The sequence below is a fragment of the Mesorhizobium sp. M7A.F.Ca.CA.003.01.2.1 genome, assembly GCF_003998945.1.
In the GTDB taxonomy this organism is placed as follows: Bacteria; Pseudomonadota; Alphaproteobacteria; order Rhizobiales; family Rhizobiaceae; genus Mesorhizobium; species Mesorhizobium ciceri.
The window spans coordinates 1-1,392 of record NZ_RZRA01001190.1 but is presented as its reverse complement, the minus strand read 5'-3'; the positions used below and the strand labels follow the sequence as shown (position 1 = coordinate 1,392).

The window sequence follows — 1,392 nt, the reverse complement described above, 5'->3', positions numbered from 1 at the left end:
ACGTCAAGAAGGTGTCGGTCACCTCGACGATGGGCCCGGGCCTCAAGCTCGACGTCGCGACGCTCAACGCGTCCTGATACGAACATTTGGATCGGCCGCCAAGCGGCTGATCCGCAAGTGAATTCCGGACTTCCGACTTGTCGGCGGCCCGGTACCGGAAGCCGAAAGGTTTCCGGACATCCTGTCCGAGATTGCAGGCGGCCCAGAAGCCTTAATTCGATTTGGGCCTGCATGAGACGGGTGAAGACCGGACAACGGAGCGATTGCTCCAATGAAAGGTTCGAACCGTGTTTGCCTTTTGTCTGCGCATCGCCGGCTTGACTGTCGATGTGGCGAAAGGGGGCAGGATCCTCGAGCGTCGTTCGGGAGATCCGTTACTGGATGGCCCGGCCGACAAAAGGCAACCCGACGCCTGTCCTCGTCAATGGGATGTTCCCGTTAACAGGATTGGGGTCAACTGGAGATAGGCAGTGGACAGAGCGGAAAAACGCGAACTCGTCACGGGCCTGAACGGTGCGTTCTCGAACGCAGGTTCAGTGGTCGTGGCCCACTACGCCGGTATCACCGTCGCGCAAATGAACGACCTTCGGTCGAAAATGCGCGCTGCCGGTGGCACCGTCAAAGTCGCGAAGAACCGTCTCGCCAAAATCGCTCTTCAGGGCACGGACTCCGCATCGATCATCGAGCTGTTCAAGGGACAGACGCTGATTGCTTATTCGGAGGATCCGATTGCGGCGCCGAAGGTCGCGTCCGATTTCGCCAAGGGAAATGACAAGCTCGTCATTCTCGGCGGCGCAATGGGCACCACCTCGCTCAATGCCGACGGTGTGAAGGCACTCGCCACACTTCCGTCGCTCGATGAGCTGCGCGCCAGGCTGGTTGGCATGATCGCCACGCCGGCAACCCGGATCGCCCAGATCGTCAATGCGCCAGCGGCCTCGGTCGCGCGCGTCATCGGCGCTTACGCCCGGAAGGACGAGGCGGCATGAGGCCGTTCCTCGCTATCACAAACACACGTTCGAACCTTATGAAGGAACACAACAATGGCTGATCTCGCAAAGATCGTAGACGACCTTTCGAAGCTGACCGTCCTCGAGGCGGCCGAGCTGTCGAAGCTTCTGGAAGAAAAGTGGGGCGTTTCGGCTGCTGCTCCGGTGGCGGTTGCCGCTGCTGGCGGCGCTGCGGCCGCTGCTGCTCCGGCCGAGGAAAAGACGGAATTTGACGTCGTCCTCACCGACGCAGGCGCTCAGAAGATCAACGTCATCAAGGAAGTCCGCGCCATCACCGGTCTTGGCCTCAAGGAAGCCAAGGATCTGGTTGAAGCGGCTCCGAAGCCGGTCAAGGAAGCCGTTTCCAAGGCCGACGCTGACAAGTTCAAGGCCCAGCTGGAAG

General features: G+C 60.5%; 2 protein-coding genes and 1 pseudogene. All 3 read left to right on the top strand.

Annotated elements, in window-relative coordinates; all coding sequences use genetic code 11:
• Positions 1 to 77: pseudogene (locus EN969_RS36810) on the top strand (50S ribosomal protein L1); the annotation flags it as partial.
• Positions 78 to 470: 393 nt separating this feature from the next.
• Complete coding sequence (rplJ, locus tag EN969_RS31080) at positions 471 to 989, top strand: 50S ribosomal protein L10 (RefSeq protein ID WP_013531412.1); 519 nt, start codon at positions 471 to 473, stop codon at positions 987 to 989.
• Between the two features lie 54 nt (positions 990 to 1,043).
• Positions 1,044 to 1,392: 50S ribosomal protein L7/L12 (gene rplL, locus EN969_RS31075; RefSeq protein ID WP_127419735.1), on the top strand; the 349-nt coding region annotated here is incomplete at its 3' end.